At 71.7% G+C, this 24,533-nt stretch carries 23 protein-coding genes and 1 tRNA gene; 4 read left to right on the top strand and 20 right to left on the bottom strand.

The features are described 5' to 3' along the window. Positions 1–223: 223 nt before the first annotated feature. The 14 genes from AB0C73_RS21215 to pgsA all read right to left on the bottom strand — a co-directional run bounded on the left by AB0C73_RS21215 (position 224) and on the right by pgsA (position 12,968). Complete coding sequence (locus AB0C73_RS21215) at positions 224–775, bottom strand: adenine phosphoribosyltransferase (RefSeq protein WP_362532265.1); 552 nt, start codon at positions 773–775, stop codon at positions 224–226. Beyond that, entirely contained in the window at positions 772–1,848 is a 1,077-nt protein-coding gene (secF, locus tag AB0C73_RS21220; protein WP_362532267.1) for a protein translocase subunit SecF, read from the bottom strand. Before secF ends, AB0C73_RS21215 begins: the two co-directional genes overlap by 4 nt. A gap of 1 nt (position 1,849) precedes the next feature. After that, positions 1,850–3,628 (bottom strand): protein translocase subunit SecD, encoded by a 1,779-nt coding sequence (secD, locus tag AB0C73_RS21225; protein ID WP_362532269.1) that lies wholly within the window; start codon positions 3,626–3,628, stop codon positions 1,850–1,852. A gap of 144 nt (positions 3,629–3,772) precedes the next feature. Next, the gene (gene yajC, locus AB0C73_RS21230; protein ID WP_362532271.1) at positions 3,773–4,228 is read right to left on the bottom strand and encodes a preprotein translocase subunit YajC; all 456 of its coding nucleotides are present in this window, start codon (positions 4,226–4,228) and stop codon (positions 3,773–3,775) included. 174 nt (positions 4,229–4,402) lie between these two features. Continuing rightward, positions 4,403–5,494, bottom strand: coding sequence for a Holliday junction branch migration DNA helicase RuvB (ruvB, locus tag AB0C73_RS21235; RefSeq protein WP_362532274.1), 1,092 nt, complete (start codon positions 5,492–5,494; stop codon positions 4,403–4,405). A gap of 266 nt (positions 5,495–5,760) precedes the next feature. Beyond that, on the bottom strand, positions 5,761–6,393 hold the full coding sequence (ruvA, locus tag AB0C73_RS21240) for a Holliday junction branch migration protein RuvA (protein ID WP_362532276.1): 633 nt from the start codon (positions 6,391–6,393) through the stop codon (positions 5,761–5,763). Then, positions 6,390–6,947, bottom strand: coding sequence for a crossover junction endodeoxyribonuclease RuvC (ruvC, locus tag AB0C73_RS21245; protein WP_362532279.1), 558 nt, complete (start codon positions 6,945–6,947; stop codon positions 6,390–6,392). The genes ruvA and ruvC overlap by 4 nt, the downstream gene beginning before the upstream one ends. 130 nt (positions 6,948–7,077) lie before the next feature. Next, positions 7,078–7,830, bottom strand: coding sequence for a YebC/PmpR family DNA-binding transcriptional regulator (locus AB0C73_RS21250; protein ID WP_362532282.1), 753 nt, complete (start codon positions 7,828–7,830; stop codon positions 7,078–7,080). Between the two features lie 62 nt (positions 7,831–7,892). Beyond that, a complete protein-coding gene (gene pdxT / locus AB0C73_RS21255) occupies positions 7,893–8,480 on the bottom strand; it encodes a pyridoxal 5'-phosphate synthase glutaminase subunit PdxT (RefSeq protein ID WP_362532284.1) in 588 nt (195 codons plus the stop codon). A gap of 6 nt (positions 8,481–8,486) precedes the next feature. Continuing rightward, on the bottom strand, positions 8,487–9,437 hold the full coding sequence (gene pdxS / locus AB0C73_RS21260) for a pyridoxal 5'-phosphate synthase lyase subunit PdxS (protein WP_362532286.1): 951 nt from the start codon (positions 9,435–9,437) through the stop codon (positions 8,487–8,489). Between the two features lie 89 nt (positions 9,438–9,526). Next, on the bottom strand, positions 9,527–10,069 hold the full coding sequence (locus AB0C73_RS21265) for a hypothetical protein (RefSeq protein ID WP_362532289.1): 543 nt from the start codon (positions 10,067–10,069) through the stop codon (positions 9,527–9,529). A 57-nt stretch (positions 10,070–10,126) separates the two neighbouring features. Further along, positions 10,127–11,284, bottom strand: coding sequence for a glycosyltransferase family 4 protein (locus tag AB0C73_RS21270; protein ID WP_362532291.1), 1,158 nt, complete (start codon positions 11,282–11,284; stop codon positions 10,127–10,129). Continuing rightward, a complete protein-coding gene (locus AB0C73_RS21275; RefSeq protein ID WP_362532490.1) occupies positions 11,281–12,213 on the bottom strand; it encodes a phosphatidylinositol mannoside acyltransferase in 933 nt (310 codons plus the stop codon). Before AB0C73_RS21275 ends, AB0C73_RS21270 begins: the two co-directional genes overlap by 4 nt. 95 nt (positions 12,214–12,308) lie before the next feature. Then, a complete protein-coding gene (pgsA, locus tag AB0C73_RS21280) occupies positions 12,309–12,968 on the bottom strand; it encodes a phosphatidylinositol phosphate synthase (RefSeq protein WP_362532293.1) in 660 nt (219 codons plus the stop codon). A 338-nt stretch (positions 12,969–13,306) separates the two neighbouring features. Here pgsA and AB0C73_RS21285 point away from each other — a divergent pair, with 338 nt between their 5' ends. After that, positions 13,307–15,508, top strand: a complete 2,202-nt coding sequence (locus AB0C73_RS21285) for an elongation factor G-like protein EF-G2 (RefSeq protein WP_362532296.1) — start codon at positions 13,307–13,309, stop codon at positions 15,506–15,508. A 254-nt stretch (positions 15,509–15,762) separates the two neighbouring features. Next, on the top strand, positions 15,763–17,421 hold the full coding sequence (locus AB0C73_RS21290; protein WP_362532299.1) for a hypothetical protein: 1,659 nt from the start codon (positions 15,763–15,765) through the stop codon (positions 17,419–17,421). Positions 17,422–17,522: 101 nt separating this feature from the next. On the opposite strand, the gene AB0C73_RS21295 is transcribed toward AB0C73_RS21290, so the two are convergent. Then, positions 17,523–18,086: an HIT domain-containing protein gene (locus tag AB0C73_RS21295; protein WP_362532302.1), complete on the bottom strand. Its 564-nt coding sequence runs from the start codon at positions 18,084–18,086 to the stop codon at positions 17,523–17,525. A 65-nt stretch (positions 18,087–18,151) separates the two neighbouring features. On the opposite strand from AB0C73_RS21295, the gene AB0C73_RS21300 reads away from it, so the two are divergent. Continuing rightward, positions 18,152–18,844 (top strand): ion channel, encoded by a 693-nt coding sequence (locus AB0C73_RS21300; protein WP_362532304.1) that lies wholly within the window; start codon positions 18,152–18,154, stop codon positions 18,842–18,844. 79 nt (positions 18,845–18,923) lie between these two features. Here the strand turns inward: AB0C73_RS21300 and thrS are convergent, their stop codons facing one another. The 3 genes from thrS to AB0C73_RS21315 all read right to left on the bottom strand — a co-directional run bounded on the left by thrS (position 18,924) and on the right by AB0C73_RS21315 (position 22,973). Further along, entirely contained in the window at positions 18,924–20,900 is a 1,977-nt protein-coding gene (gene thrS / locus AB0C73_RS21305) for a threonine--tRNA ligase (protein ID WP_362532307.1), read from the bottom strand. 148 nt (positions 20,901–21,048) lie between these two features. Next, a complete protein-coding gene (locus AB0C73_RS21310; RefSeq protein ID WP_362532308.1) occupies positions 21,049–22,398 on the bottom strand; it encodes a hypothetical protein in 1,350 nt (449 codons plus the stop codon). After that, positions 22,398–22,973, bottom strand: a complete 576-nt coding sequence (locus AB0C73_RS21315) for a DUF4365 domain-containing protein (RefSeq protein ID WP_362532310.1) — start codon at positions 22,971–22,973, stop codon at positions 22,398–22,400. The genes AB0C73_RS21310 and AB0C73_RS21315 overlap by 1 nt, the downstream gene beginning before the upstream one ends. 120 nt (positions 22,974–23,093) lie before the next feature. Between AB0C73_RS21315 and AB0C73_RS21320 the strand changes: the two genes are divergently transcribed. Continuing rightward, positions 23,094–23,822: a 3'-5' exonuclease gene (locus AB0C73_RS21320; RefSeq protein ID WP_362532311.1), complete on the top strand. Its 729-nt coding sequence runs from the start codon at positions 23,094–23,096 to the stop codon at positions 23,820–23,822. Positions 23,823–23,883: 61 nt separating this feature from the next. Here AB0C73_RS21320 and AB0C73_RS21325 read toward each other — a convergent pair. Together AB0C73_RS21325 and AB0C73_RS21330 are read right to left on the bottom strand one after the other, a co-directional pair. Continuing rightward, positions 23,884–23,955: transfer RNA gene (locus tag AB0C73_RS21325), tRNA-Val, on the bottom strand. Between the two features lie 77 nt (positions 23,956–24,032). Next, positions 24,033–24,476, bottom strand: a complete 444-nt coding sequence (locus tag AB0C73_RS21330; RefSeq protein ID WP_362532313.1) for an SRPBCC family protein — start codon at positions 24,474–24,476, stop codon at positions 24,033–24,035. Positions 24,477–24,533: the final 57 nt, after the last annotated feature.

The following is a 24,533-nucleotide window of genomic DNA, read 5'->3' on the forward strand; positions in this document are numbered from 1 at the left end:
CCCGGAAAGGCCATGGTATCGACCTGGGAGCGCCTGTGCTCACCTGCCTGAGGGCCGAGACGCCGCCGGGGACCGGTTCCGGGCTGTGTCCGAAAAACGACGGGGGCGGCCCGGGGATTCCCGGGCCGCGGCTCGTACGGGCCGGCCGCGACGCGAAGCCGCCCCGGCCGGAGGCTGTGGGCCTCGGCCGGGGCGACTTCGATGCGGGTCGGACGGTGGGCCGTCAGACCGTGATGAGCGCGGTGAGCGGTGCGTCGCCGAGGACGGGCTCCAGGCGGGCCCTGCCCGGCAGGAAGCCGAGCTCCATGAGCACCGCCACGCCGGCGACCTCGGCCCCGGCGCGCCGGATGAGCTCGATGGACGCCTCGGCTGTGCCGCCGGTGGCGAGGACGTCGTCGATGACCATGACACGGTCGCCCGCGTTCAGGTCCTCGGCGTGCACCTCGATCTCGGCGGTGCCGTACTCCAGCTCGTACGCCTGCCGCAGGGTCGCCCCGGGCAGCTTGCCGGCCTTGCGGACCGGGATGAAGCCGAGTCCGGCGCGGACGGCGACGGGCGCGGCCAGGATGAAGCCGCGGGCCTCCAGGCCCACGATCTTCGTGGCGCCGTGCGCGGCGCACAGCCCGGCCAGCTCGTCGGTGAGCACACCGAACGCCTCGGGGTCCGCGAGCAGCGGGGTGATGTCCTTGAACAGCACTCCGGGCTTCGGGTAGTCGGCGACGTCCCGGATGCGGCTGAGCAGCAGCTCGGCGGTGCTCGGTGCCTCGGCGGTCATCCGCGCCGCCCGGAGGGGCGGCCGCGGCGGCCGCGCTGGCCGACGACGGCCGGCTCGGCGCCCGTGGCGTCCGCGAGGTCGCCGTCGAGCTCCTCGCCCTTGGCGGCCGCGGCGGCCCGCTTGGCGAGGACGCGCTTACGCAGGGCCTGCATCGCCGGCTCGCGCTCCTTGAGGTCGGCGACGAGCGGGGTGGCGATGAAGATCGAGGAGTACGCGCCGGCGGCGAGACCCACGAACAGCGACAGCGAGATGTCGTTCAGCATGCCGGCGCCGAGGACGCCGCCGCCGATGAACAGCAGGCCGGCGACCGGGAGCAGGGCCACGACCGTGGTGTTGATCGAACGGACCAGGGTGCCGTTGATCGAGCGGTTCGCGACATCGCTGTAGGTCCAGCGGGTCTGCTTGGTGATGTCCTTCGTCTGCTCCTTGAGCGAGTCGAAGACGACGACCGTGTCGTAGAGCGAGTAACCGAGGATGGTCAGCAGACCGATGACCGTGCCGACCGTGACCTCGAAGCCGACCAGCGAGTAGATGCCGACGGTGATGGTGAGGTCGTGGATCAGCGCGACGAGCGCCGCGAGGGCCATCCGCCACTCGAAGGCGATGGCGAGGTAGATCACCACGAGGATCATGAAGATCCCGAGGCCGGTCCAGGCCTTGTTGGCGATCTGCTCACCCCAGCTGGGGCCGACGAGCTCGGCCGCGATCTTCGGCTCGGGCACGTTCAGGTCCTTGGCGAGCTCCGAGCGGACCTGGTCGGACTTGGCGGTGTCGAGGCCGCCGACCTGGATGCGCAGGCTGCCGCTGCCGAGCTTCTGGACGACCGCCGTGTGGCCGGAGGCCTCCTCGGCGTACTCCTGGGCCTGCGTGACGGAGACGTTCGTCTTCGGGGTGGTGAAGACGGCGCCGCCCTGGAACTCGATGCCCATGTTCAGGCCGCGCACCGCGAGGGCGACGATGGCCGTGATGGTGATGAGGATCGAGATGCCGTACCAGATGCGGCGGTTGCCGATGAAGTCGTAGCCGACCTCACCGCGGTGGAGTCGGGCGCCGAGATCGCCGAGCTTCGACATCTCACGCCTCCTTCGGGTCGACGGGGCCGGCGGGGGCGGAGGTGCGGCGCGTGCGGCGCAGCGGCGGCTTGGCGCCGAGGCTCTTCGGGTCGAGGCCGGACAGCTTGTGGCCGTTGCCGAAGAACTTGGTGCGGGCCACCAGCGTCATGACCGGCTTGGTGAAGAGGAACACCACCACGATGTCGAGCAGCGTGGTCAGGCCGAGGGTGAACGCGAAGCCCTGGACCTTGCCGACGGTGACGATGAAGAGCACCGCGGCGGCGAGGAACGACACGAAGTCGGAGACCAGGATGGTGCGGCGGGCCCGCGGCCAGGCGCGCTCGACGGCCGGGCGCAGGGTGCGGCCCTCGCGGATCTCGTCGCGGATGCGCTCGAAGTACACGATGAACGAGTCGGCGGTGATACCGATGGCCACGATGGCACCGCAGACGGCCGGCAGGTTCAGCGCGAAGCCGATGGTCGGGCCGAGCAGAGCCATGATCACGTAGGTGAGCAGGGCCGAGACGCCGAGGCTGGCGATCGCGATGAGCGACAGGCCGCGGTAGTAGACCACCAGGTAGATGATGACCAGGGCGAGGCCGATGGCGCCGGCGATCAGACCGGCCTGCAGCTGGTCGCCGCCGAGGGCGGCGGTGACCGTGTCGACGCTCTGGGTGTCGAAGGTCAGCGGCAGGGCGCCGTACGACAGGATGTTGCCGAGGTCCTGGGCCGACTGCTGGTTGAAGCTGCCGGAGATCTCGGCGCTGGCGGACAGCGTCTGGCGCACGGACGGGGCCGAGACGACCTCGCCGTCGAGGACGATCGCGAACTGGTTCTGCGGCTCGGTCTGCATCGACAGCTTGCTGGTGATCTTCTGGAACTTCTTCGAACCGGCGTCGGTGAAGTCCATGGTCACGATCCACATGCCGCGCTGCTGGTCGAGGACGCCCTTGGCGTCGGCGACGTCCTTGCCGTCGACCTCGGCCGGACCGAGCAGGTACTTGGCGTCACCCTCCTGGCCGCAAGCGACGGTCGGCTGATCCGCCGGGACACCGCGCGCCGGGTTGGGTACGACCTTCTTGTCGCCCTCGACCTTGGGAGTGCAGTCGAGCGTGGCGAACTGCTGCTCCAGCTTCGCGGTGGCCGGGTCGGCCGGCGGCGTCGTGGCCGGCGGCGTGGTGGCCTTCGGCGACGCGGAGGAGCTCGCGGTCGGCGTCGGGCTCGGGGCCTTCAGGGCCTCGGAGACCGCACGGCCCTGGCCGGTGCTGGAGGCGGTCGCGGTCGGCGTCGCCGACTTGCCGCCCTTGGGCTGGTCCGCGGTGGCACCGGAGGGCTTCGCGGACGGGGTGGCGGAGCCGCTCGGCGTGGCGCTCGGGTTCGGCGCAGGGCTGGCGGCGGCGACGGCCAGGACCGGCCGGAAGTACAGCTGCGCGGTCGTGCCGACCTGCTCGCGAGCCTGCTTCTCGTTCGCCCCTCGCGGGATGTTCACGATGATGTTCTCGCGGCCCTGCGTCTGGACCTCGGCCTCGGAGACACCCAGACCATTGACACGGCGCTCGATGATGCCCACGGCCGTGTTCATGTTGGTCTCGTTGACGGCGGACTCCTTGCCGGGCTCCGCCTTCGCCTTGAGCGTGATCGACGTGCCGCCGGCGAGGTCGATGCCCAGGCGCGGGGTGGTGTGCCCCGACCAGAACATGCCGCCGGTGAGCGCGACCATGGCGATCACAATGAGTGCCAGGGCGCGGCCCGGCCGGCTCTGGCCCCCCGCCGGCCTTCGGCCCTTCTTCGGTGCTGCCACCTGTCGTTTCTCCCTGTCCAAACCGCCCCGCGCCGGGTGAGCGCGCGACGGCCACGAAGTGTGTGTGGGGACCTGCCCCCGTAGACGTGGAACCGTTCCGGGGCGGCGGACGCCGGTGGGCGTCCGCGCGCGTCCCGGGGGCGATTACTTCGCCTCGGTCTCCCCGTCGGCCTTGCCGTCCTTCTCGACCTCGGCGTCCGCCGGAGCGGCGTCCTTCTTGGTCAGATCGGCCTTGGCCGCCCCCTCCTGGCCCACGACGGCGTCGGCGTCCTCGGTGAGCGAGGAGGCGTCGTCCGGAACGACGGTGTCGGTGTCGTCGTCGCCGTGGACGATCCGGTTGTACTCGGAGTCTTCGAGCACCGCACCGATCGCGTTCTTGGCGTAGACGGCGTGCACGCCGGGCGCGACCTCAAGGAGAACGGTCTCGTCGCCGATCTCCTTGACGGTGGCGTACATCCCCCCGATGGTGCGTACGCCGGTGCCGGGCTGCATCTCGTTGCGCATCTGAGCCGCCTGCGCCTGCTTCTTCTTGGCGGAGCGGGTCATCAGGAACATGGCCCCGATGAGGACGATGAAGGGGAGGAGGGTCACGAGGTTCACGGGAAGGGATTCCTTCGCACGGTCGCGGGGAATCCGCGGCCTGATCTTCGGGGGTGGGCTCGCCGACCAGAAAGGTCGGCAACGGCGGAGTCTAGGCGAGTCCGCATCGATGGAACAACGCCCAGCATCGCACCGTGGTTCCTGACCGGGCGAGTCTCCGCGCCGTCACAACCATCACATCCCGAACAGCCCCGCTTGTCCCTTTTCCCCACTGCCCCCGGCCCCGCCCGGGCCCGTGGCCTGCGGCGGAACCAGTCCGAGGTGGGTCCATGCCGCCGGAGTGGCGACCCGGCCACGGGGCGTACGCGCGAGCAGTCCCTCCCGTACGAGGAAGGGCTCGGCGACCTCCTCGACGGTCTCGCGCTCCTCGCCGACCGCGACCGCGAGGGTGGACAGGCCCACCGGTCCGCCGCCGAACAGCTTGAGCAGGGCCTCCAGGACGGCGCGGTCGAGCCGGTCGAGGCCGCGGCTGTCGACCTCGTACACGCCGAGGGCGGCGGCGGCGATCTCCCGGGTGATCACGCCGTCGGCCTTGACCTGGGCGTAGTCGCGGACGCGGCGGAGCAGCCGGTTGGCGATGCGCGGGGTGCCGCGGGAGCGGCCGGCGATCTCGGCGGCGCCGGCCGGGTCGACGGCGACGTCGAGGAGTCCGGCGGAGCGGGTCACCACCCGCTCCAGCTCGTGCGGCTCGTAGAACTCCATGTGCGCGGTGAAGCCGAAGCGGTCGCGCAGCGGGGGCGGCAGCAGGCCGGCCCGGGTGGTGGCACCGACCAGGGTGAAGGGCGGCAGGTCGAGCGGGATGGCGGTGGCGCCGGGGCCCTTGCCGACGATGACGTCGACGCGGAAGTCCTCCATCGCCATGTAGAGCATCTCCTCGGCGGGCCGGGACATCCGGTGGATCTCGTCGAGGAAGAGGATCTCGCCCTCCTGGAGGGAGGAGAGGATCGCGGCGAGGTCGCCGGCGTGCTGGATGGCGGGGCCGGAGGTGATCCTGATCGGCGCGTTCATCTCGGCGGCGATGATCATCGACAGGGTGGTCTTGCCGAGGCCGGGGGCGCCGGAGAGCAGCACGTGGTCGGCGGTGGCGCCGCGCTGGCGGGCGGCCTTGAGGACCAGGTCGAGCTGCTGGCGCACCTTCTCCTGGCCGATGAACTCGCCCAGGTCCTTGGGGCGCAGCGCGGCCTCGACGGCCTGGTCGTCGCCCTCGGCGGCGGCGCCGACGATCCGTTCCTCGGCTGCCGGCGCCGTCTCGTCGTCCCAGTTCACGGTGTCTGCCTTCTGGTGTGGTGCGGTGGTGTGTGGTGCGGGGCGGTGACGCGGTGGGGGGCGCCTGCGGCGGGCTTCTCCCCCACCCCGCCCCTTCCCGAACCGGGGCTTCGCCCCGGACCCCGTACGGCCTGCGGCCGTGTCCTCAAACGCCGGACGGGCTGAAAATCCAGCCCCGCCGGCGTTTGAGGCGCGGGGGTCCGGGGGCAGAGCCCCCGGTTCGGGAAGGGGCGGGGTGGGGAAAGGCCCCGCGCAGCGGCCCCCCGTCAGCGCGCCCGGTTCAGCGTCTGGAGCGCCGCCCGCAGCAGCTGCGGCACCGGCGCCGAGCCGGTCTCCGCGATCGCGGCCTCGGCCTGCGGGGTGACGGCCGCTACGGCGTCCTCCGCCTCACGGCTCGCGTAGCCGAGGCCGACGAGCGCGGCGGAGAGCTGCTCGGTCCAGGGCGCGGGGCCGGCGGCGACGGCGCGCTGCTGGCCGACCAGGCCGCTGCTGCCGAGCGGGGCGCCGAGCTTGTCCTTCAGTTCGAGGAGGAGTTTCTGGGCGCCCTTCTTGCCGATGCCGGGCACCGCGGTCAGCGCCTTCTCGTCGCCGGTGGACACCGCGAGGCGCAGTGCGTCGGGGCTGTGCACACCGAGCATGGCCTGGGCGAGCCGGGGGCCGACTCCGCTGGCGGTCTGCAGCAGCTCGAAGACCTGCCGCTCGTCGTCGTCCGCGAAGCCGTACAGGGTGAGCGAGTCCTCGCGTACGACGAGCGACGTGGCCAGGCGCGCGTGTTCGCCGACGCGGAGGCCCGCGAGGGTGTTCGGGGTGCACTGGACGGCCATGCCGACGCCGCCGACCTCGACGACGGCGGTCGTGGGGGCGAGGGCGGCGACGGGGCCGCTGACGAAGGCGATCATGTGGTGCGGCCCTTCGAGGCGTGCAGGGCTACGGCCTGCTGGAGGCGGTTCTGAGCGACCGCCTGCTGGAGGCGGTTCTGGGCGGGGGCGCGCCAGATGTGGCAGATGGCGAGCGCGAGGGCGTCGGCGGCGTCCGCCGGCTTGGGCGGGGCGGAGAGCCGGAGCAGCCGGGTGACCATGGCTCCGACCTGGGCCTTGTCGGCGCGGCCGCTGCCGGTGACGGCGGCCTTGACCTCGCTCGGGGTGTGCAGGGCGACGGGCAGACCGCGACGGGCGGCGCACAGCATGGCGACGGCGCTGGCCTGGGCGGTGCCCATCACCGTACGTACGTTGTGCTGGCTGAACACCCGCTCCACGGCGACGAGTTCGGGCTCGAAGCGGTCGATCCACTCCTCGATCCCGCGCTCGATGCCGACCAGGCGGATGCCGATGTCGGCGTCGGCGGCCGTGCGGACGACTCCGACGCCGAGCATGGTCAGCGGCCGTCCGGCGACGCCCTCGACCACGCCCACACCGCATCGCGTCAGTCCGGGGTCCACCCCGAGTACGCGCACGCCCCCTCCCTTCGTTCATCTGTCCGGTGCAGGCTATCCGTCGCCACTGACAACGCGACGGGCCGACAGGGTGTGTCCTGTCGGCCCGTCGAAATCAGCAGCCATCGATTGAGCAACCCCGAAGGGGGGCTCAGGCGTCGACCTTCTCCATGATCTCGTCGCTGACGTCGAAGTTGGCGTAGACGTTCTGCACGTCGTCGCTGTCCTCGAGCGCGTCGATCAGCTTGAACATCTTGCGCGCGCCCTCCTCGTCGAGGTCGACCTGGAGGGTCGGGACGAAGCTGGACTCGGCCGAGTCGTAGTCGATGCCGGCCTCCTGGAGCGAGGTGCGGACCGCGACGAGGTCGGTGGACTCGCTGATGATCTCGAAGTTCTCGCCGAGGTCGTTGACCTCCTCGGCACCGGCTTCGAGCACAACCTCCAGGACGTCGTCCTCGGTCCGCTCACCCTTGGGGACGATGACGACGCCCTTGCGGTTGAACAGGTACGAGACGGAGCCCGGGTCGGCCATGGAGCCGCCGTTGCGGGTCATGGCGACGCGCACGTCGGAGGCGGCGCGGTTGCGGTTGTCGGTGAGGCACTCGATGAGCACCGCGACACCGTTCGGGCCGTAACCCTCGTACATGATCGTGGCGTAGTCGACGCCGCCGGCCTCGAGGCCACCGCCGCGCTTGACCGCGGAGTCGATGTTCTTGTTGGGAACCGACTGCTTCTTCGCCTTCTGGATGGCGTCGAACAGCGTCGGGTTGCCCTCCGGGTCCGCACCGCCGGTGCGGGCCGCGACCTCGATGTTCTTGATCAGCTTCGCGAAGAGCTTGCCGCGCTTGGCGTCGATCACGGCCTTCTTGTGCTTCGTCGTAGCCCATTTAGAGTGGCCGGACATCTGCCTGTCTCCTTCGCGTAACCATTTTCTGAACGAACCCCAGTGATCCTACAAGGATCGGGTCACCGCTCGGCGCGCACCATGTCCACAAACAGCTCGTGGATCCGGTGGTCGCCGGTCAGTTCGGGGTGGAACGAGGTGGCGACGGCCCGGCCCTGGCGCACGGCGACGATGTGGCCCTCGTGCTCGGCGAGCACCTCGACCTCGGCGCCGACGGACTCCACCCACGGGGCGCGGATGAAGACGCCCTCGACCGGGGTGTCGATGCCGGTGACGGTGACGCCCGCCTCGAAGGACTCGTTCTGGCGCCCGAAGGCGTTGCGGCGCACGATCATGTCGATGCCGCCGAAGGTCTCCTGGCCCGAACGCGGGTCGAGGATCTTGTCGGCGAGCATGATCAGGCCCGCGCAGGTGCCGTAGACGGGCATGCCGCCCGCGATCCGCTCGCGCAGCGGCTCCATGAGGCCGAAGAGCACGGCCAGCTTGGAGATGGTGGTGGACTCACCGCCGGGTATGACGAGACCGTCGACCTCGGCGAGTTCCTCGGGGCGCCGGACCGGCCTGGCCACGGCGTCCGCCGCGGCCAGGGCGATCAGGTGCTCCCGTACGTCGCCCTGGAGGGCCAGGACTCCGATGACGGGGGTGCTCATGGGTGCTTACCAGCCCCGGTTCGCGTAGCGCTCGGCCTCGGGGAGGGTGTCGCAGTTGATGCCGACCATGGCCTCGCCCAGGTTGCGGGAGGCGTCCGCGATGATCTTCGGGTCGTCGTAGAAGGTGGTGGCCTTCACGATGGCGGCGGCGCGCTTGGCCGGGTCGCCCGACTTGAAGATGCCGGAGCCGACGAAGACGCCCTCGGCGCCGAGCTGGCGCATCAGCGCGGCGTCGGCCGGGGTGGCCACACCACCGGCGGAGAACAGCACGACGGGCAGCTTGCCGAGCTCGGCGACCTCCTTGACGAGCTCGTACGGGGCGCGCAGCTCCTTGGCGGCGGCGTACAGCTCGTTGTTGTCGAAGCCGCGCAGCTTGGCGATCTCGTTCTTGATCTGGCGCAGGTGGCGGACGGCCTCGACGACGTTGCCGGTGCCGGCCTCGCCCTTGGAACGGATCATGGCCGCGCCCTCGGCGATGCGGCGCAGGGCCTCGCCCAGGTTGGTGGCGCCACAGACGAAGGGGGTGGTGAAGGCCCACTTGTCGGAGTGGTTGACCTCGTCGGCCGGGGTGAGGACCTCGGACTCGTCGATGTAGTCGACGCCGAGGGACTGGAGGACCTGGGCCTCGACGAAGTGGCCGATGCGGGACTTGGCCATGACCGGGATGGAGACCGCGCCGATGATCTCCTCGATCATGTTCGGGTCGGACATGCGGGCCACGCCGCCGTCCTTGCGGATGTCCGCGGGGACCCGCTCCAGGGCCATGACGGCCACGGCGCCGGCGTCCTCGGCGATCTTCGCCTGCTCGGCGTTGACCACGTCCATGATCACGCCGCCCTTGAGCTGCTCGGCCATGCCGCGCTTGACGCGGGCGGTGCCGGTCTCGGGGGACTGCGGGGTGGTGGAAGGCGTGCTGGACACGAGGTACCTCACATGTGACAACGGGGTTGACGACATGAGAGAGGAAACAGGCCGGGTGCGGTCCACATCAAGGGCCAATGCGGAGGCGGTGGATCGTTTTCACAGGTTACGAAGGTGGGTGCGGCTCAGGCCGGACGATCCGCAAGCGCGGCAGGCGGTTCGTCATCCATTTCGAAGGCCAGGGGGGACGGGGCGTGGCCCGCGAGCCGAAACCAGCGCACCTTGCGGTGGCGGCGCAGGGCGCGGGCGGCCCGTACGGCGTCGTTGTGGAACCGGCGCGCCATCGGCACCCGGCGCACGGCCGCGGCGAGCTCCTCCGCGGCCTCCTGTCCGCCCGGCGCGGCCCGGACCACCTCGACCTGCTCGGGCTCCCCGAACACGGCGCGCAGCGCCTGGCTGAGCTCGCTCTCGGCGACCTCCCGCTGCTCCTCCTCGGCCTGCCGTGCGGCGTGCGCCGCCTCGTACAGCACGATCGACGCGGCCGGATCGAGCACCCCCGAGGTGGCGAGCTCCTGTGTGACCGAGGCCCGGCGCAGCAACTGCGCGTCCAGCGCGGCGCGGGCCGCGTCGATTCGGGTGTGCAGCCGGTCGAGCCGCCCGGCCGTCCAGCTGAGGTAGACGCCGATGAGGATCAGCACGGCGACGGTCCAGATCAGGGTTTGGGTCACGGGCGCACAGGCTACCGGGGCGGCGCGGGCCGCCGGGCGCCGCCCGTGTGCGACCCGCTACAGCCCCAGCCGGGCCCGCAGGCCGCCGCTCGTGCGCTCGTCCGTCGCCACCGAGGCCGCGCCGTCCGTCACCGTCTCGTAAACCGCCAGGATGTCCGCGCCGACCGTCGACCAGTCGAAGCGGCGGACATGGGCCGAGCCGCGCTCGCGCAGCTCCTCGCGGCGCGGCGCGTCGCCCAGGAGGCTGATCGCGCGGGCCGCCAGGTCGTCCGCGTCCTCGTTGGCGAAGAGTTCGCCCGCCGCTCCCTGGTCGAGGACCTGGGCGAAGGCGTCGAGGTCGGCGGCGAGCACCGGCGCACCCGCCGACAGCGCCTCGACGAGGATGATGCCGAAGCTCTCGCCGCCCGTGTTGGGGGCCACGTACACGTCGACGCTGCGCAGCAGCCGCGCCTTGTCCTCGTCGCTGACCATGCCCAGGAACTCGACCCGGGAGCGCATCTCCTTGGGCAGGGAGGCGACGGCCTCCTCCTCGTCGCCGCGGCCGGCCACCAGCAGCCTCGTCTCGGGCCGCTCGGCGAGGATCTTCGGCAGGGCCCTCATCAGGACCGGCAGGCCCTTCCTCGGCTCGTCGATCCGCCCGATGAAGCCGAGCGTTCCCCCGCTCCACTCCTTCTTGGGCTCGGCCCGCGCGAAGAAGTCCACGTCGACCCCGTTGGGGATGACGACCGCGTCGCCGCCCAGGTGCTCGACCAGGGTGCGGCGCGCGTACTCGCTCACCGCGATCCGCGCGCTGATCTTCTCCAGGGCCGGCTGGAGGATCGGGTACGCGGCGATCATCGCCCGCGAGCGCGGGTTGGAGGTGTGGAAGGTGGCCACCAGCGGCCCCGTCGCCGCCCAGCAGGTGAGCAGCCCGAGCGAGGGCGAGGCCGGCTCGTGGATGTGGACCACGTCGAAGGTGCCCTCGTGCAGCCAGCGCCGCACCCGGGCCGCCGACAGGAAGCCGAAGTTGAGCCGGGCGACCGAGCCGTTGTACGGGACGGGCACCGCGCGGCCCGCCGACACCACGTACGGCGGCAGCGGGGTCTCGTCGTCGGCGGGCGCGAGGACGGAGACCTCGTGGCCGAGCCGGATCAGGTGCTCCGCGAGGTCGCGGATGTGGAACTGGACGCCGCCCGGCACGTCCCAGGAGTACGGGCAGACGATCCCGATCTTCACGCCGTCCGGTCCTCCTGCCCCTTCTCCTGTCGCTTCTCCTGGCGCTTCTCCAGGTCCGCGAGCCACAGCCGCTGCAGCATGTGCCAGTCCTCCGGGTGCTCGGCGATGCCCCCGGCGAAGACGTCGGCGAGGGCCTGTGTCATGGAGGACGTCTTCTCGGCCCTGGTACCTGACGCGGGTACCTCGACCGGGGCGTGCACCTGCCCCTTCATGACGTCGGTGTCGTCGTACCAGAGCGTCACCGGCAGCAACAGCGCCCCCGTCTGCTGGGCGAGTATCGCGGGCCCGGCGGGCATCCGCGTCCGCTCGCCGAAGAAGTCCACCTCGACGCCGGAGGCGGACAGGTCGCGGTCGGCGACCAGGCAGACCAGGCCACCGGCCCGCAGCCGCCGCGCGAGGGTGCCGAAGGCGGAGCCGCCGGTGTGCGGCAGCACCTCCATGCCGAGGGACTCGCGGTAGGCGACGAAGCGGTCGAACAGCGACTCCGGCTTGAGCCGCTCGGCGACGGTGGCGAAGGGCACGCCGAGCCCGCGGGTCACCCACACCCCCGCCAGGTCCCAGTTCGCCATGTGCGGCAGGGCGAGGATGACGCCCCGGCCGGAGGCGAGCCCGTCCGTCAGATGGTGCACGTCCTTGGGGTCGAAGCTGCCCGCCGCCCGCTCCCTGCTCCACGCCGGGAGCCGGAAGGACTCCATCCAGTAGCGCATGTACGAGCGCATGCCGGCCTTCGAGAGCGCGGCGAGGCGCGCGGGCGTCGGGTCGGGCACGACCCGGGCCAGGTTGGACTCCAGGCGCAGCACGCTCGCGCCGCGCCGCTTCCACACGGTGTCGGCGATCCGCCGGCCGAGGCCCTTCGCCACCGGCTCCGGCAGCTTCTTCACAGTGGCCCAGCCGAGCCCGTACAGACCGTCGGTCACCCGGTCCTTCAGACCGCTCGCGTCCTTCGGGCCGTTCCCGGTCTCCGGGCCGCTCCCGCCCTTCGGACCGTTCCCGTTCTCCGGGCCGTTCCCGCCCTTCGGGTCGCTCATGACGTCGCCTCGCTCCCCCGGGCGGCGGCGTCCGCCTCCGCCGACTCCCTGCGTACGGTCACGACCCGCTGTCCGAGCGTCACGGCCGAGCCGACCGCCACGATCCACAGCGCGATCGGCAGCAGCACCTGGATGCCGGGCACGCCGAAGGCGTGGAGTCCGGCGAGGCCGGCGGCGACCAGCGAGATCACCAGGCGTTCGGCGCGTTCGACGAGACCGTTGACGGCCACCGGCAGACCGATCGACTCGCCGCGCGCCTTCGTGTACGACACGACCTGGCCGCTGGCGAGGCAGAAGATCGCGACCGCGCACAGCACGTTGTCGTCGCCGTTGCCCGCGTACCAGAGCGCGAAGCCGCCGAAGATCGCCCCGTCGGCGACCCGGTCGAGGGTCGAGTCGAGGAAGGCGCCCCAGCGGCTGGAGATCCCGGCCTGCCGGGCCATGTTGCCGTCGACGAGGTCCGAGAACACGAACAGCGTGATGACGATCGTCCCCCAGAAGAACTCTCCGCGGGGGAAGAAGACCAGCGCGCCGGCGACGACCCCGGCCGTGCCGACGAGCGTGACGGCGTCGGGGCTGACCCCCCGGCGGAGCAGAAACGCGGCGAACGGCGTGAGGACACGCGTGAAGAACGCACGCGCGTACTTGTTCAGCATGGCCTTGTGGCCTTCCCGATGTTCGTGGGCCGCGCGGCCCCTACGGCCACCGGCTCGCCCATCGTAGCCACGCGGGCCCCGGCGGGAGCGGCGGCACCCTGGGGACGGCCAGGGCGGCGGCGCGGGCGGCGGCGCGCGCACCGGCCGGCGACCGCCGCGCGTACGACGTATGGACGCACCGTGACGTCGGTGCAAAGCTCGAAGGACAACCGCGGGCGTCGCCGGAGGCGAGCCGCACGCGACGGGCGGCCGTGCGCCGCCGGCCAGGTGCCGCCCCTCCCCCGTGCCCGCGTCCCCACACCGTACGAGCAGGTACGAGCAGTCGGGAGGAACACATCATGGGCGACAAGGCGAACCCCCGCTCCGGAGCCGCCGGCAGGGCTCCAACGGCCGACCGGCCCTCGAAGGTGCGGAACGTGGTGCTGGTCGGCCACAGCGGATCGGGAAAGACGACCCTCGTCGAGGCACTGGCCCAGACCGCGGGCGCGGTCAACCGGGCCGGCCGGGTCGAGGACGGCGCGACGGTCTCCGACTACGACGAGATCGAGCACCGCCAGCAGCGTTCCGTACAGCTCTCGCTCGTCCCCGTCGAATGGGGCGACTACAAGATCAACATCCTGGACACACCCGGATACGCCGACTTCGTCGGGGAACTGAGGGCCGGTCTGCGCGCGGCGGACGCGGCCCTCTTCGTCGTCTCGGCGGCGCAGGAGGCCGACGCGGTCGTCGGTTCGACCCGCGCCGTGTGGGAGGAGTGCGCCGCGGTCGGCATGCCCCGGGCGATCGTCGTCACCCACCTCGACACGGCACGCACCGACTTCACCCGGCTCACCGACCTGCTCGGCACGCTCTTCGGCGGCGACGACCCCGACGCCGTCCTCCCCCTCTACCTGCCGGTACGCGGCGCCGAGAGCGCCGACGGGCACGCCCCGGCCACCGGCCTGGTGGGACTGCTCACACAGCGGATCTTCGACTACTCCACGGGGGTACGGCGGGAGGACCCGCCCGACGAGGCGCAGCGGCCGCTGATCGCGGAGGCCCGGGGCCGGCTGATCGAGGGGATCATCGCCGAGAGCGAGGACGAGACCCTGATGGACCGCTATCTCGCCGGCGAGGACGTGGACCTCAAGACCCTGATCGACGACCTGGAGAAGGCCGTCGCCCGCGGCTCCTTCCACCCGGTGCTCGCCGCGGCCCCGGCGGCGGACGGCGGGAAGCAGGGCCTGGGCACCGTCGAGCTCCTAGAGCTGATCACCGGCGGATTCCCCAGCCCGCTGGAGCGGGAGGCCCCCGCCGTGACCACCCCGGAGGGCGGCACCCGGCCCGCGGTGGCGTGCGACCCGGACGGGCCGCTGGTCGCCGAGGTCGTGAAGACCTCCTCCGACCCGTACGTCGGCCGGATCTCGCTGGTCCGGGTCTTCTCCGGCACCCTGCGGCCCGACGAGACGGTGCACGTCTCCGGGCACGGCCTGGCCGACCGGGGCCACGAGGACCACGACGTCGAGGAGCGGATCGGGGCGCTGACCGCCCCCTTCGGCAAGCAGCAGCACACCCTCGCCCACTGCGTCGCCGGCGACCTCGCCTGCGTCGCCAAGCTCGCGCGCGCCGAGACCGGCGACACCCTGTCCGCCAAGGACGCCCCGCTCCTGATGGAACCGTGGAGCATGCCGGAGCCGCTGCTGCCGCTGGCGATCGAGGCGCACAGCAAGGCCGACGAGGACCGGCTGTCCCAGGGCCTGGCGCGACTGGTCGCCGAGGACCCGACGATGCGGCTCGAACAGAACCAGGACACCCACCAGGTCGTCCTGTGGTGCCTGGGCGAGGCGCACGCGGACGTGGCCCTGGAGCGGCTGCGCGGCCGGTACGGCGTCCAGGTCGACACCGTGCCGCACAAGGTGTCCCTGCGCGAGACCTTCGGCGCGGGCTCCGCCGGGCGCGGCCGGCACGTCAAGCAGTCCGGCGGGCACGGCCAGTACGCCATCTGCGAGATCGACGTCGAGCCGCTGCCGCCGGGCAGCGGGATCGAGTTCGTCGACAAGGTGGTCGGCGGCTCGGTGCCCCGCCAGTTCATCCCGTCCGTGGAGAAGGGCGTCCGGGCCCAGGCCGCGCGCGGGGTCGCCGCCGGCTATCCGCTGGTCGACATCCGGGTCACCCTGCGGGACGGCAAGGCGCACTCCGTGGACTCCTCCGACGCCGCCTTCCAGACCGCCGGCGCCCTGGCCCTGAGGGAGGCCGCGGCCGAGGTCCCGATCCACCTCCTGGAGCCGGTCGCCGAGGTCACCGTCCTGGTCCCCGACGACTACGTGGGCGCGGTGATGAGCGACCTGTCCGGACGGCGCGGCCGGGTGGTCGGCACCGAACAGGCCGGACCCGGCCGGACCCTGGTGCGCGCCGAGGTCCCCGAGATCGAGATCGGGCGGTACGCGGTGGACCTGCGCTCCGTCTCGCACGGCACCGGCACCTTCGACCGCTCCTACGCCCGCCACGAGGCGATGCCCCCGCAGCTGGCCGAGAAGATCCGCGAACAGGCCGGATCCTGACCCCGGCGGGCCGGCCCCCGGAACCACAAACGGGTGCCGGCCCCCGTCTCCTGACCCCCTGACAGCCGGTGCCGCCCGTCCAACTCCCCTCCGGCGGGCGGCATTCGGCCGCTTCCGGCCGCCCCCCTCGTGCATTCGGCCGCCTCCGCCCGCTCCCGTGACGCATCCGTCGCCACCCGGTTACGCTGTGGTGCCCAGCTCAGAAGGTGTGCGGGGCGCGGCAGTTGGGAACAGCCCGCACAGGAACAGTGGCGATGGGGGCGGCAGTGACGATCGGCAGTTTCGGACCCGGGGCGCAGATCCCCCTGCAGGGCTCGGACGCACAGACGGCGGCGACCCATGCCCTCGCCTCCGCCGCGTACCGCGACAGCCCGGTCGAGGCGATCCTCGACGCGAACAACGACCTCCACAAGTCGACGGTCAAGGAGGGCAAGGCCCACAAGCTCTTCCGGCCCGACCTCGGCGAGGCCTTCTCCCGCGCCGTCCAGGTCCGGATGCTCGGCGGCGCCCGCAAGGCCCTGATCCAGTCCTTCGGCGCCGACCCCCAGCCCGTCGTCGAGCACTGCCTGGCCGCCAACGGCATCCGCAAGCAGCGCGACGTCAAGCTGACCCTGGTCACCTTCGTCTTCGGCGTCCTGTTCCTGCCCGGGCTGCTGCTCTGGCTCGGCGTGATCTGGCTGCGCCGCACCGCCGCCGGCTCCGACAACAAGCGCACCAGCGCCATCGGCTCCGCCGTCCTCGCCGCCGCCGGCCTCTTCGCCCTGCTCGTCCTGATCAAGCTGCCCTTCGACGGGGTGCTCCCCAACTACCTGCGCGCGATGATCGTGGCGCCCGTCGTCGGCTGGTACCTCGCCCGCCGCATCTGCGAGAACACCGCCAAGGACCTCCGCGACCGCTGGACCGCGCTGCTCAGCGGCGGCGGCATCGGCGCGAAGATCCCCGAGGCGGTCCCCACCGACCCGACCGAGAAGACCGCCGAGGAGCTCCGCCTCAACCTGGAGAAGCTCGGCGCCGAGCAGCAGTCCAACATCGTCTTCTACGCCGGCCCCAAGGGGATACTGGGCATGGGCACCCGCTGGGGCAGCTGGACCATGGCCGAGGAACTCGTCCCGCGCGAGGGCAAGGAGATCCACGACTTCCGCGCCTGGGACGTGGTCCGCCAGATCCACACCGAGCTCACGCTCCTGGAGCGCGGCTCGCTCAAGACCGGCTTCCCCAAGCCGACCGTCAAGCACTGGATCGTGTCCCCCGTCGGCGAGGGCGCCGACGAGGTCTCCCGCCCCGACGGCGAGAACATCGTGCACTACCAGGTGAAGCCCCACGAGATACAGCGCATCTGCAACGACCAGCAGTTCGGCAGTGGAAACCGCCACTACCTGGGCGTCCAGTTCACGCTCTGGGACGGGCAGCTGGTCCTCACCATGATGGTGACGGTCACCTCGCTCCACCACACCCTGCGCGTCGAGGTCACCGGCCACGCCCTCGGCCCGGTCCACTCGCTCTTCACCACCAAGCCGAAGGCCAAGACCAAGGAGGTCTCCAAGACCGTCAGGTTCTGGGAGACCCGCGAGATCACACTCCCGCTCACCGACACCGACGACGTCGTCCGCCAGGCCGTACGCGCGCCCCTGACCTGGTTCCCGCCGATCCTCGACTTCCTCGGCGGCAAGCTCGTCCTGCCCGAGCCCTTCGGCCTGCGGCACGCCTGGGCCGGCCAGCCCTGGCGGCACCGCTTCATGGCCGACGACGCCATCCGCACGGCCACCCCGGTGCTGCGCGCGGTGCACGCGGCCACCCTCCGGGTCCTCGACGAGCACAACGTGGACACCGAGCGCTTCGCCGCCCGCTCGCTCGTCCTCAGCGGCGGCATCCAGGACCCCGGCCCGAAGAAGGCCGACGTCTACGACGCGTAGCGCCGTACGACAGGCGCAAGACACGGTGGGGAGCCCCGGTGCCGGGGCTCCCCACTGTCGTACGGATCAGGCCGCTGTACGGCCCGTACGGCCTGTACGGCTCAGAGACCGGCCGGCCAGGCGTCCGCCAGCATCTTCCGGGTGTCCGCGAGCAGCTGCGGCAGCACCTTGGTGTGCCCCACCACCGGCATGAAGTTGGTGTCACCGCCCCAGCGCGGCACCACGTGCTGGTGCAGATGCGCGGCGATGCCCGCACCCGCGACCGTGCCCTGGTTCATGCCGATGTTGAAGCCGTGCGCGCCCGAGGCCGCCCGCAGCGCCACCATGGCCCGCTTGGTGAACTCACCCAGCTCGGCCGTCTCGGCCACATCCAGGTCCGTGTAGTCGGCGACATGGCGGTACGGGACCACCATCAGGTGCCCGCCGTTGTACGGGTACAGGTTGAGCACCGCGTACACGCTCGTACCGCGCGCGATCACCAGGCCGTCCTCGTCCGACTTCGCCGGGATCGTGCAGAAGGGACAGCCGTCCTCGGCGCCGGGCCCGGTCGGCTTGTTCTCGCCCTGGATGTACGCCATCCGGTGCGGGGTCCACAGGCGCTGGAACGCGTCCGGCGCCCCCACTCCGATCTGCTGTTCCGGCTCAGTCGTCATGCTGTGCAGCATATTGCTTCGCCCGTTCGGAACGTGTCGCCGGGGCAGAAGATCGGTGCAGGGGCCATCCTGATCCGATGAGCGACAGGCCGCCGACGCCGACACCTTCCCGGGAGGAGCGCTGGGACCGGCGCATGGAGACCCCGCTGGCCGTGGCCTCCTTCCTCTTTCTCGCCGCGTACGCGGTCCGCGTGCTCGCCCACGACCTGCCCGAGATCTGGCGGGACTTCTGTCTGGCGCTGACCTTCGGCTCCTGGGCGGTCTTCGTCGTCGACTACGCGGTCCGCCTCCGCTTCAGCGGCCTCGCCCCGTGGCGCTTCGTACGCCGGCACTTCCTCGACACCGTCGTCCTGCTGCTGCCGCTGCTGCGCCCGCTGCGCGTGGTGCGCGTCTACGAACGGATGCAGCGCCGCCATCACCAGCCGCGCCTCACGCTCTACGCCCGGGTCATGGCGTACTCGGGCCTCTCGGTGGCCCTGATCGGCTTCGCCGGCGCGCTCGCCGTCTACCAGGCCGAGTACGGCGCCCCGGGCGCGACGATCCGTACCTTCGGCGACTCGCTGTGGTGGACCTGCGAAACCCTGACGACGGTGGGCTACGGCGATGTCACCCCGGTGACGCCGTTGGGCCGCGTGATCGCCGTGGGCCTGATGACCTGCGGGCTCGCGCTGCTCGGCGCCGTCACCGGCTCGTTCTCGTCCTGGCTGATCCAGGTGTTCACGCGGGAGGACGAGAAGAGGCCCCCGGGGGGATCCCCGGGGGCCTCCTAGCCCCGCGAAGGCGGGGAGCATGGCACCTTGAGCTTCTGGTGCGTCCGAATCGGATCACCCCCGCTCACGCGGGGACCACTCACACCTGGACGCGCTTCTCCACCACGTCAACGAGCTTGGCCAGCGCCTGGTCACGGGGGATCCCGTTCTCCTGCGAACCGTCGCGGTAGCGGAAGGAGACCGTGCCCGCGTTCATGTCGTCGTCACCGACGATGATCATGAACGGCACCTTCTGGCGCTGCTGGTTCCGGATCTTCTTCTGCATACGGTCGGACGAGGCGTCCACCTCGACCCGCAGGCCCTTCTTCTTCGCCTCGGCGGCGAACTCCTGCAGGTACTCGACGTGCGCGTCGCCGATCGGGATGCCGACCGCCTGCACCGGGGCCAGCCACGGCGGCATGGCGCCCGCGTAGTGCTCCAGGAGCACTGCGAAGAAGCGCTCGATCGAACCGAACAGCGCGCGGTGGATCATGACCGGGCGCTGGCGCGAGCCGTCCGCCGCCGTGTACTCCAGGTCGAAGCGCTCCGGCAGGTTGAAGTCCAACTGGATGGTGCTCATCTGCCAGGTACGGCCGATGGCGTCCTTCGCCTGGACGGAGATCTTCGGGCCGTAGAAGGCCGCGCCACCCGGGTCGGGGGTCAGCGGGAGGCCCTGCTTCTCGGCCACCTGCCGCAGGGTCTCGGTGGCCTCCTCCCAGGCCTCGTCAGAGCCGACGAACTTGGTCTCGTCCTTGGTCGACAGCTCCAGGTAGAAGTCGGTCAGACCGTAGTCGCGCAGCAGGTTGAGGACGAAGGTGAGCGTCTTGTCGAGCTCCTCCGACATCTGCTCGCGGGTGCAGTAGATGTGCGCGTCGTCCTGCGTGAAGCCCCGGGCGCGGGTCAGACCGTGCACGACGCCGGACTTCTCGTACCGGTACACAGTGCCGAACTCAAACAGCCTCAGGGGCAGCTCACGGTAGCTGCGCCCGCGCGCGTCGAAGATCAGGTTGTGCATCGGGCAGTTCATGGGCTTGAGGTAGTAGTCCACGCCCTCGTCGAGCTGCATGGGCGGGTACATGCCCTCGGCGTACCAGTCGAGGTGGCCGGACTTCTCGAAGAGCTTGCCCTTGGTGGCGTGCGGCGAGTAGACGAACTCGTAGCCCTCCTCCTCGTGCCTCTTCCTGGAGTAGTCCTCCATGGTCCGGCGGATGATGCCGCCCTTGGGGTGGAAGACGGCGAGGCCGGAGCCGATCTCGTCCGGGATGGAGAACAGGTCGAGCTCGTTGCCGAGCTTGCGGTGGTCGCGCTTCTCGGCCTCGGCGAGGAAGTCGAGGTGGGCCTTCAGCTCCTCCTTCGACGGCCACGCGGTGCCGTAGATGCGCTGCAGCATCGGGTTCTTCTCGCTGCCACGCCAGTAGGCGGCCGCGTTGCGCATCAGCTTGAACGCCGGGATGTTGCGGGTGGTCGGCAGGTGGGGACCGCGGCAGAGGTCCTTCCAGCACAGCTCGCCGGTCTTGGCGTCCAGGTTGTCGTAGATGGTCAGCTCGCCGCCGCCCACCTCGACGTTCGCGCCGTCGTCGGTCGACGCGGAGCCCTTGATGCCGATGAGCTCCAGCTTGTACGGCTCGTCGGCGAGCTCCTCGCGGGCGGCGTCGTCGGTGACGACACGGCGCGAGAAGCGCTGGCCGCGCTTCTGGATCTCCTGCATCTTCTTCTCGATGGTCTTGAGATCCTCGGGCGTGAACGGCTTCTCGACATCGAAGTCGTAGTAGAAGCCGTCCCGGACCGGCGGGCCGATGCCCAGCTTGGCCTCCGGGAAGACCTCCTGCACGGCCTGCGCCATCACGTGCGCGGTGGAGTGGCGCAGGATGTTCAGGCCGTCCTCGGACGAGATCTCGACGCCCTCGACGACATCGCCCTCGGCGAGCTCGTACGACAGGTCCTTCAGCTCGCCCGCGACACGGGCGGCGATGACGGTGCGGTCGTCGGCGAACAGCGCGCCGGCCGTGGTGCCCGCGCTCACCGTCCTCTCCTCTGGCCCGGAGGCGGACTGGACGGTCACACGGACTTCAGACACGGGTACTCCATACATAGGGGCGCGGGCAGACACGAGGTGCCGGCGCCAACGGTGCACGGCAGAGACGAGGTGCCGCGCTGCACCGATCCTACGGGCTCGGGCCTGCCGGGGTCGCGCCCGTTTCTCGTGCCCTGTTCCTCCCCGTGCCCTATTCCTCCTCCGGGCCGCACCCCTCGCCGAAGAAGCTTCCGTCCTCGCCGCTGTCGTGCAGCGACTTCATCAGGCGGTCCCGCTCCGCCTCGTCGACCTGGACGGGTACGACCCCGGTGGCATCGGTCAGCCGGCGGAAGCCGCCGCGGCTCTCCAGGCGCCCGACGACCCGGATGGGCAGCCCGACCAGGTGGGCGTGGCCCGCGGTGCGGTAGGCCTCCTCGTCGAGGGTGGCGCGGACATGCCCGACCTCGGCGCCGGCGAGGACACGGAGCCGTACGGTGCCCTCGCCGCGCGGCCCGGAGCGGCGCATGCGGACGACGGTGCCGGTGATGCGTACGGGTACGGAGGGCTCGTCGTTCAGATAGCGGGCGCCGGCCTCGCGCAGGGCGGGCAGGTCGCCGGGCGAGAACTCGACGGGCTCGGGGCGCGCGGCGCAGCCGCTGGGGGTGCCGGCGGCCGGGGACCACTCCAGGGTGATCCCGGCACCCTCGGTGCCGCGGACCAGCGCGACCAGGGCTTCGGTGAGCTCGCGGCTGACCCCGGCCTGGACGGCGGTGTCGAAGGCCTCCATGCCGCCGGTGGCCCGCTGGTAGTCGACGGCCTCCCGGGCGGCGTACAGCGCGTGGTAGAGCCGGACGGTGACGGCGCGGCCGGGGTCGACGGGCAGGAAGGCGGTGAGGCCGCGGCCGCCGGGTGCGGCGCCGACGACGACGGATTCGAGGGAGGCCTGGGCCTGCCGCTTGTGGCGGGCGCCGTGGTAGCCGGCCCGGTCGCGGACGGCGAGGGCGCCGGCGAGGAGCAGGCCGCGGGCGGCGCTGCGGAGCTGTTCCTGCACGGGCCAGGGCACGGCCCCGGCGGGTCCGGGCGGCACGTCGCGCCACCAGCGGATCTCGTCGCTGGGGACGGCGAGGCCGGTGAGGACCTCGCGGGCGGAGGGGTCGGCACTGTGGGCGAGGGCGGTGAGCGCCTCGCCGATGAGGTCGTCGGAGTCGGGGAAGGCGCGGCTCTCGGGCACGAGCAGGCTGGTGCCGCGGCCGACGGTGCCGGGTCCTGGCGGGGACCAGCGGCTGTAGCGGCCGGCCGCGCCGCCGCGGCGACGCCAGCCGTGCCGGGCGAGGAGGGCGCCGAGCACCCGCGGGTCGACCCGGCCGGGGTCGGGTGACCCGCCCGCGTCGGCCCAGGGGCCGACGGGTGCGGCGGGCACGCCGCTCCAGTGGCCGGGGAGTTCGCCCGGCGCGGGGTGGGGCTGGGGCCGGAAGGGCGGGGGCACGGTGCGGCCCGGTGGGAGGTGCGGTCCGGGGCCGTGGCCGGCGCCGTTCTCCGGTTCGTCGATCGGCCGGTGCATCAGGGTCTCCCTCCCACGCCGACCCGGGCCATGATCGCGCAGAGCGCCGTGTCGTCGAAGATCCGCGTCGTCGGGATGCGCACGGTGGTCCTGCGCCGTCCCGTGACCGGGTGCCCGGCCAGGTTGGTCCAGTAGCAGCAGTGCCGCAGGTCGAGCCGGTCGTGCCCGGCCCGCAGCCAGTCCCCCTGGTCGCGGGGCACGAGCATCACGACCAGGATCTTGTGGACCGCGACGGGGGTGCGGGCGAGTTTCACCAGGTGCTCGTTGTCGAGCGTGAAGGCGAAGGTCCCGGCCTCGTCCCCGGGGACGCGCGGCGGTATCTGGTAGGTGCATTTGAGCTGCACCTTGATGGTCACCTCGTCGTCGACGGTGTGGCCGGGAGCGCTGTGGCTCACGTGCCAGTCGATGCCGTTGTCCGGGAACGGCTGCGACAGCGAGCAGCCCGCCGCCGCCGCGACCGCGTGGAGGTATCCGACCTGGAGGGTCTCCATGCAGGCGGTGGTGGCGAGTGAGCCGCGCAGCGGTGCTGCCCGCTGGGGCGGCAGCCCGTCCGAGGCGGGCTGGGCGAGCGCCATGTCAGTTTCCTTCCCCCTCACCTGTGTTGTGACCGGTCCGCGTACGGCGCAAACAGCACGGGTATCAACGATTCGGGCAGGGGGATGGCCATCTGCCGCGCATGTGCGAGGAGTTCGGGGATGACGACGAACTGGTACGAGGGGCCCCTGGCCGCTTTCGACACGGAGACCACGGGAGTCGACGTCGAGGAGGACCGGATCGTGTCCGCCGCCCTCGTCGTCCAGGACGCGGCGGGGATGCGGCCGCGGGTGCTGCGCTGGCTGGTGAACCCGGGTGTGCCGGTGCCGCCCGAGGCCACCGCCGTCCACGGTCTGACGGACGATCATCTGCAGCGCAACGGGCGCTGGCCGTCGCCGGTGGTGGAGGAGCTGGCCCGGGCGATATCCGAACAGAGCGCGGCGGGACGCCCGTTGGTGGTGATGAACGCGCCGTTCGACCTGACGATCCTGGACCGCGAGCTGCGCCGGCACCGGGCGTCGTCGCTGGCCCGCTACACGGAGCATGTGCCGCTGTGCGTCCTCGACCCGCGGGTCCTGGACAAGCATCTGGACCGCTATCGCAAGGGCCGGCGGACGCTGACCGATCTGTGCGAGCAGTACGGGGTGGTCCTGGACGGCGCGCACGACGCCGCGGCCGACGCGAAGGCGGCCCTGGAGGTCGTACGGGCGGTGGGGCGGCGGTTCGCCTCTCGTCTGGAGCGGCTGACGCCGGCGGAGCTGCACACCCTGCAGGCGGTGTGGCACGCGGCGCAGGCGCGCGGCCTCCAGGCCTGGTTCGCCCGGCAGGGCACGCCGGAGACGGTGGACCCGGCGTGGCCGCTGCGTCCGGAGCTGTCGACGGCGGCGTGAGCCGTACGCTCCCGGAAACAGCTGAGGCCGGTCCGTCTTCTGACGGACCGGCCTCTCCCGGTGGGCGATACTGGGATCGAACCAGTGACCCCTTCGGTGTGAACGAAGTGCTCTCCCGCTGAGCTAATCGCCCGGGCAACGGGTGAAACCATACAGTCCCGACGGGGCTTCGTTCAAACCGGCTCGGGCGGGACACATACCGGGCGCGCCCTAGGTACGCAGGTGGGCGGCGAGGCCGCGGCGGCCACCGCGCATCATCAGGGCGTGGTTGGCCCGGAAGAAGGGCCGGCCGGGCACGGCGAGGGCGCGCATCAGGGGGCTGCGGACCTCGACCTCCTGCTCGTACACGGCGCGGGTGCCGGTGCCCTCGGCGGTGAGGGTCCAGCGGGCCCAGCCGTCCAGGTCGCCGCTCATGCCGATCTCCAGGACCCGGGCGGCCGGGTCCTGGCGCCGGGCCTCGGCGGTGACGACGAGGTCGTACGGCAGCAGGGAGCGGAAGCGGGCGGTGCCGGTGCGCTCGTCGAGCGGGACGACCTCGCGGACCTGCGGCCACCAGCGCGGGTACTCCTCGGCGCGTTCCAGGACGGCGTAGACGGCGTCGGGCGCGGCGGCGAGGCGCCAGACGCTGCGGAAGCGGTAGCGGCACCAGTCCATGGGCCCAGTGTGGGCTACTCAGTCCCGGATCTGAGTATCCGTGCGCATCCCCTTCCG

Source organism: Streptomyces sp. NPDC048623 (genome assembly GCF_040650755.1).
Lineage (GTDB): Bacteria > Actinomycetota > Actinomycetes > Streptomycetales > Streptomycetaceae > Streptomyces.